8 protein-coding genes and 1 pseudogene are annotated in these 6,397 nt (G+C 62.8%); 3 read left to right on the top strand and 6 right to left on the bottom strand.

The features are described 5' to 3' along the window. The first annotated feature begins 116 nt into the window (after window positions 1-116). Complete coding sequence (locus ACIP0B_RS20350) at window positions 117-1,043, top strand: LysR family transcriptional regulator (RefSeq protein ID WP_217893395.1); 927 nt, start codon at window positions 117-119, stop codon at window positions 1,041-1,043. On the opposite strand, the gene ACIP0B_RS20355 is transcribed toward ACIP0B_RS20350, so the two are convergent. The 3 genes from ACIP0B_RS20355 to ACIP0B_RS20365 all read right to left on the bottom strand — a co-directional run bounded on the left by ACIP0B_RS20355 (window position 1,040) and on the right by ACIP0B_RS20365 (window position 3,097). After that, window positions 1,040-1,402, bottom strand: coding sequence for a diacylglycerol kinase (locus ACIP0B_RS20355; RefSeq protein WP_085581538.1), 363 nt, complete (start codon window positions 1,400-1,402; stop codon window positions 1,040-1,042). The genes ACIP0B_RS20350 and ACIP0B_RS20355 overlap by 4 nt on opposite strands. A gap of 75 nt (window positions 1,403-1,477) precedes the next feature. Then, window positions 1,478-2,128, bottom strand: coding sequence for a response regulator transcription factor ErdR (erdR, locus tag ACIP0B_RS20360; protein ID WP_085581536.1), 651 nt, complete (start codon window positions 2,126-2,128; stop codon window positions 1,478-1,480). 225 nt (window positions 2,129-2,353) lie between these two features. After that, a complete protein-coding gene (locus ACIP0B_RS20365) occupies window positions 2,354-3,097 on the bottom strand; it encodes a tRNA-uridine aminocarboxypropyltransferase (protein WP_400835458.1) in 744 nt (247 codons plus the stop codon). Window positions 3,098-3,287: 190 nt separating this feature from the next. On the opposite strand from ACIP0B_RS20365, the gene ACIP0B_RS20370 reads away from it, so the two are divergent. Next, window positions 3,288-3,713 carry a PA3611 family quorum-sensing-regulated virulence factor gene (locus ACIP0B_RS20370; RefSeq protein ID WP_400835460.1) on the top strand — a complete coding sequence of 142 codons (426 nt, stop codon included), beginning with the start codon at window positions 3,288-3,290 and terminating at the stop codon, window positions 3,711-3,713. Here ACIP0B_RS20370 and ACIP0B_RS20375 read toward each other — a convergent pair whose 3' ends face one another. After that, window positions 3,714-3,908 carry a hypothetical protein gene (locus ACIP0B_RS20375; protein ID WP_085581529.1) on the bottom strand — a complete coding sequence of 65 codons (195 nt, stop codon included), beginning with the start codon at window positions 3,906-3,908 and terminating at the stop codon, window positions 3,714-3,716. Between the two features lie 351 nt (window positions 3,909-4,259). On the opposite strand from ACIP0B_RS20375, the gene ACIP0B_RS20380 reads away from it, so the two are divergent. Further along, window positions 4,260-5,375 (top strand): TIGR00730 family Rossman fold protein, encoded by a 1,116-nt coding sequence (locus ACIP0B_RS20380; protein WP_400835462.1) that lies wholly within the window; start codon window positions 4,260-4,262, stop codon window positions 5,373-5,375. A 45-nt stretch (window positions 5,376-5,420) separates the two neighbouring features. On the opposite strand, the gene recX is transcribed toward ACIP0B_RS20380, so the two are convergent. Further along, window positions 5,421-5,891, bottom strand: a complete 471-nt coding sequence (gene recX / locus ACIP0B_RS20385; RefSeq protein WP_400835464.1) for a recombination regulator RecX — start codon at window positions 5,889-5,891, stop codon at window positions 5,421-5,423. An 8-nt stretch (window positions 5,892-5,899) separates the two neighbouring features. Beyond that, window positions 5,900-6,397, bottom strand: a pseudogene (locus ACIP0B_RS20390) (DNA recombination/repair protein RecA); the annotation flags it as partial.

Here is a 6,397-nt window from a genome sequence, read left to right on the forward strand (position 1 = left end):
CTTGCTCTGCACTGCTCTCGAAGAGCGCCGACGGTGCGCAATTGCATCGCATTCTAATAGCGCCGACAATATCTGTTAACTGGATTATCAAGATAACGGTTATCGGTTATATCGATATGCGATTTACACTCCGTCAACTGCAAGTCTTCGTCGCCGTGGCCCAGCAGGAAAGCGTTTCCCGCGCTGCCGGGCTGCTCAACCTGTCGCAATCGGCGGCGAGCACCTCGATCACTGAACTTGAGCGTCAGTCCAGCTGCCAGCTGTTCGACCGCGCCGGCAAGCGCCTGAGCCTCAACGCCCTGGGCAAGCAACTGCTGCCGCAAGCGGTGGCGATGCTCGACCAGGCCAAGGAAATCGAAGACCTGCTCAACGGCAAGTCCGGTTTCGGCTCGCTGTCGGTGGGCGCCACGCTCACCATCGGCAATTACCTGGCGACCCTGCTGATCGGCGGCTTCATGCAGCGCCACCCGGAAAGCCAGGTCAAGCTGCATGTGCAGAACACTGCCAACATCGTGCAGCAAGTCGCCCACTACGAAATTGATCTGGGTCTAATCGAAGGCGATTGCAGCCACCCGGACATCGAGGTGCAGAGCTGGGTCGAAGATGAGCTGGTGGTGTTCTGCGCCCCGCAGCATCCACTGGCCAAGCGCGGCAGCGTGACCATGGACGAACTGACCCACGAGGCGTGGATCCTGCGCGAACAAGGCTCCGGCACGCGCCTGACCTTCGATCAGGCCATGCGCCATCACCGCAGCGCGCTGAACATCCGGCTGGAACTGGAGCACACCGAAGCGATCAAGCGCGCGGTGGAGTCGGGGCTGGGGATCGGTTGCATCTCGCGCCTGGCGCTGCGCGACGCCTTCCGGCGCGGCAGCCTGGTGCCGGTGGAGACGCCGGACCTGGATCTGGCGCGGCAGTTCTACTTCATCTGGCACAAGCAGAAGTACCAGACCTCCGCCATGCGCGAATTCCTCGAACTGTGCCGCGCCTTCACCGCCGGGGTGCAGCGCAGCGACGAGATCGTGCTGCCCAGCATCGCTTAGAGCAGGATCACCGCCCAGACCAGGGCGATCATGCTCAGGGCCACGAACTGCGCGGCGCTGCCCATGTCCTTGGCGTTCTTGGACAGCGGGTGCAGTTCCAGGGAGATGCGGTCGATGGCCGCCTCGACCGCCGAGTTCAGCAGCTCGACGATCAGCGCCAGCAGGCACACGGCGATCAGCAGCGCCTGTTCGACCCGGCTGACGTCCAAGAAGAACGACAGCGGGATCAGCACCACGTTGAGCAGCACCAGTTGACGGAACGCCGCTTCGCCGTTGAAGGCTGCGCGCAAGCCGTCCAGCGAGTAGCCGGAGGCGTTGAGGATGCGTTTGAGGCCCGTCTGGCCCTTGAAAGGTGACATAAAGTAGATAACCGACCAAAAAGGAGTGGGAAAGCTAGATCAACGAAAGTCAAAAAAGCGTGAAGGCGCCAGCCCTCACTGGCTGGGAATTGACTCAAGTTGTTGCAGCAGCAGCGCCGCCTGGGTGCGGGTGCGCACGTCCAGCTTGCGGAAGATCGCCGTGACGTGGGCCTTGATGGTTGCCTCCGACACGTTCAGCTCATAGGCGATCTGCTTGTTCAGCAGCCCTTCGCAGACCATGGTCAGCACCCGGAACTGCTGCGGCGTCAGGCTGGCCAGGCCATCGCTGGCGGCCTTCGCTTCCTTGGAGACGCTGACGGCCTCGAACGCCTGGGGCGGCCAGAACACATCGCCGTCCAGCACCTTGCGCACCGCTTCCTGGATCACGTTCAGGTCGCTGGACTTGGGAATGAAGCCGCTGGCGCCGAACTCCCGGGACTTGACCATCACCGAGGCCTCCTCCTGCGCCGACACCATGACCACCGGAATCTGCGGGTATTGGCCGCGCAGCAGCACCAGCCCGGAGAATCCGTAGGCGCCGGGCATGTTCAGGTCCAGCAGCACCAGATCCCAGTCGGCCTTTTCGGTCAGGCGGGCCTCCAGTTCGGCGATGCTCGCCACCTCCACCAGCCGCACATCCGGGCCGAGGCCCAAGGTCAGCGCCTGATGCAGCGCGCTGCGGAACAGAGGGTGGTCATCGGCAATCAGGATGTCGTATGTGGCCATTTTTCAAATGATCCTGTTCTTGATGGCTGGCCCGATGCATTCAGGCCATGCCAAGGCAACTCGAGACACCGCCGGACAGCGGTATCCACAGGGGCACGTTCAACGCCAATCACGGAAAAAAACGGCGTTTCAGACCTTGGCCGCCCCCGAACCGGCGCCAAGCATGCCCAGCGAAGACAGGGTGGTCAAGCGCAACGCCCCCTGCTTTAGCAGTATGGGCCAGTATCAGGCCGACACCGCTGGCGCCGCATGAAGGAACGGCAGCAGCTCGGCATGGGCCGGGGTGGACACATTGACCTCCTGCTGCTGTTTGGCGCCCAGGTAATGCTGGCTGAACACATCGAAATAGGCGTCCAGCGCCGAGGCGGCGTCCGAATCGCCCGCCAGTTCCAGGCACAGCGCCGCCACTTCGGCGGTGCACAAATGTTCGCTGCGGGTGGAGCGGCGCAGGCGGTAGCGCGACAGTCTGTCGGGCAGCAGGCTGAGGATCGGCAACCGGTCGAAGTACGGACTCTTGCGGAAGATCTTGCGGGCCTCGGTCCAGGTCGCGTCCAGCAAAATGAACAGCGGCCGCTTGCCGCCGTCGAGCGCCACGGTGTGGGTCACCCGGGACGGCTCGACGTACTCGCCGGGGAACACCAGATACGGCTGCCACTGCGGGTCGTTCAGCAGCGCCAGCAGTTGCCCGTCGGTTTCGGTGCGCGACCAGATGAAGGCATGGTTGTCGCGCACCACGTCGGCGATCAGCCAGCCGGTGTTGCTGGGCTTGAACACTTCCTTGCCGGTCATGATCAGGCAGACGCCGGAACGGGACTCGACCGTCGGTCGCCAGGCGCACAGGCAATGGCTTTGGATCACCCGGCAATCGCGGCAACGGGGCGCGCGCCAGCCGCGGGCCTGGATCGGCTTGATGCCTTCGTCTTCGCGCCGGTCGCGCAGGCGGGCCACGGCGTTGGGGGCATGGTTCATTGCGGGCGACGCCGGCAGACAGGGAAACTCGACACGAACAACACTCGGCAGGGCGGTAAAAGGCCGGCAGTTTACCAGAGCGGCGGGCGCAAGCCTGTACCCTCCCGACCGGCTCCCCTATAATTCGCCGCCACTGAACGCACAGCCCCGTGGCTGGTCGAACCACCAGTCACTGAACCAGGAGAGTTTCATGCTGCGCCTTATCGTTCCCGTCGCTGCCATTGCACTGGCGTCTTCCTTCAGCGCCCAGGCTGCCTCCCTGAGTGAGCAGAACCTGAACAGGGAGCTGCGCAACGTCGCCACGCAAAGCAGCGTCGGCACGCCTCGGGCGATCAACGAGGACATTCTCGATCAGGGCTACACCGTCGAAGGCACTACGCTGATCAACCACCTCAGCGTGCAGAAGAGCCATGCCGACCAGATGCGCGCCGACCCCAAGGCCGTGTATTTCCAGTTGGGCGCGTCGGTGTGCAACAACCCGTCGTACCGCAAGCTGATGGCCAAGGGCGCGGTCATGCGCTACGACTTCACCGAAGTGAAGACCAACCGTCCGGTCGGCTCCGCCAGCTACCAAGAGTCGGATTGCCCGAAAGCCGGCCCGGCCAAGAAGAAGTAATCACCTGGAATTGGCGCGCCGCTGTTCATCCTCGGCGCGCAGTTCGGCCAGCAAGGCCTGCAGGTAGCGCGAGCGGCGCTCCCCTCCCGCCAGGCGCCGGCAGCACTCCTCCTCGAGACTCACATGATTGGTCTCGGCCGACGCTTTGAGCAACCGATACAGCTGCGTATCGATCTCCAGAATGACTCTGGCCATGTTCCGCCTCCTTGCCACCCGCAAATCCTTGAATCGCATGCGCCCCGTGTACGGCCGCTGACGCAAACCTGTCGTACCGCGCCTGTAACTTAGTAAATCAGAGCATCGGCCGCCCGGCAGGGCTTCGGACGAGCGGCGAAAGCACCTTGCAAAACGGCAATAAGCGGTTGCCGGCAAAGGTTTTGCGGCGCAATGATGAAGTCGGCGAACTGTCTTGCGACGGTCTAGATTGAATGTGTTTCCCGTTCATTTTCTCGCGGCAGGAAGGAGCTGCCCACCGGACATTTGTTGCAGCGCGGCACTGACGCCGCTCGTCAGGGCACAAAGGCTCTGTGCAGAAGGAGACGTTGAATGCCTTACCAACCGAATGACCTGCTCAGCCGGCATTTTCAGGAAAGCGGCCACGACCTCGTCAGCAAGGTCGAAGAGCAACTCAACCTCGTTTCACCCGACAGCCCCAACCTTCCCATCTACCGCGACATGATCCTGACCGTGCTGCGCATGGCCCAGGACGACCACAACCGCTGGAACGCCAAGATCACCCTGCAGGCCCTGCGCGAGCTGGAGCAGGCGTTCCGCACCCTCGAGCAGTTCAAGGGGCGACGCAAGGTCACCGTGTTCGGCTCGGCGCGCACGCCGGTCGAACATCCGCTGTACGCGCTGGCCCGTGAGCTGGGCGCCGGGCTTTCCCGTGCAGGAATGATGGTCATCACCGGCGCCGGCGGAGGGATCATGGCCGCCGCCCATGAAGGCGCCGGCCGCGACCACAGCCTGGGGTTCAACATCACCCTGCCCTTCGAGCAGCACGCCAATCCGACGGTGGGCGGCACCGGTAATCTGCTGCCGTTCCACTTTTTCTTCACCCGCAAGCTGTTCTTCGTCAAGGAAGCCGACGCGCTGGTGCTGTGTCCGGGCGGCTTCGGCACCCTGGACGAAGCGCTCGAAGTGCTGACCCTGATCCAGACCGGCAAAAGCCCGTTGGTGCCGGTGGTGCTGCTCGACGCGCCAGGCGGCACATTCTGGCAAGGCGCACTGGACTTCATCCGCCAACAATTGGAGGACAACCGTTACATCCTGCCGACCGACCTGAAACTGATGCGCCTGGTGTACAGCGCCGAAGAGGCGGTGGAACAGATCCAGCAGTTCTACGGCAATTTCCACTCCAGCCGCTGGCTCAAGCGCCAGTTCCTGATCCGCATGAACCACAGGCTCAGCGACCAGGCCCTCGACCACATGCAGGAGGCTTTCGCCGACCTGTGCCTGAGCGACCGGTTCCACCAGCACACCTTCAACAGCGAAGAAGACGAAGCCCAGTACAGCCATCTCGCGCGGCTGACCTTCGCGTTCAACGCCCGGGATCACGGGCGGCTGCGGGAGCTGGTGGACTACATCAACCTGCCGGAAAACTGGGCCCGGCCCAGACCGCAAACCCCACAACGCAACCGGGAGCCTTCGAAGGCGACGTGAAAGCAAAAAAAACGGCCCGCTATCGAAATAGCGGGCCGTTTTCATTCAATCGTCCATCCCTCGACCGCTGAACAAGCGGTTGATCATCTCCATCGAGAATCCCCTGTAGGCCAGGAAGCGGCCTTGCTTGGCCCGTTCCTTGGCGTCTACAGGCAGTTGCCCGGAGAACTTGCGTCGCCATGTGTCCTCAAGCTGCTCCTGCCAACGGATGCCGCTCTCGCGCAGGGCAAGGTCGATGTCGGCACGTTGCAAGCCACGTTGGCTCAACTCTTCGCGAATCCGCATCGGGCCGTAGCCGGCGCGGGCGCGGTAGGAGACAAAGCTTTCAAGGTAACGTGCTTCGCTGAGCAATCCCTCTTCCGTCAAACGGTCGAGGGCGGATTCGATCATTTCATCTGGGGCGCCGCGCTGACGCAACTTGCGCGTCAGCTCGACTCGACCGTGCTCGCGTCGTGCGAGCAGGTCCATGGCGGTTCGCCGCACCGCGACGAGGGTATCGAGTACGGCGGTTGTCATCGCAGCATTCAGATATCGGCGTCAGCCATGTCGTCTTCGGTCTCGGTGACCGAAGCGCCAGCCTTGGCATCGGCAACGGCCGACGAAGACAGCAGCTTGTCGCGCAGTTGCTTCTCGAGCGCGGCGGCGACGTCCGGGTTGTCCGCCAGGTACTTGGCCGAGTTGGCCTTGCCCTGACCGATCTTGGTGCCGTTGTAGGCATACCAGGCACCGGACTTCTCGACGAAGCCGTGCAGCACGCCCAGGTCGATCATCTCGCCGTTGAGGTAGATGCCCTTGCCGTACAGGATCTGGAATTCGGCCTGACGGAACGGCGAAGCGACCTTGTTCTTCACGACCTTGACGCGGGTTTCGCTGCCGACCACTTCGTCGCCTTCCTTCACCGCGCCGGTACGGCGGATGTCGAGACGTACCGAAGCGTAGAACTTCTGCGCTTTACAGGCGGTGGTGGTTTCCGGTCTGCCGAACATCACGCAGATCTTCTTTCTGTTCTGGTTTATGAATAT

The organism is Pseudomonas sp. NPDC089534 (assembly GCF_044749305.1).
In the GTDB taxonomy this organism is placed as follows: Bacteria; Pseudomonadota; Gammaproteobacteria; order Pseudomonadales; family Pseudomonadaceae; genus Aquipseudomonas; species Aquipseudomonas ekonensis.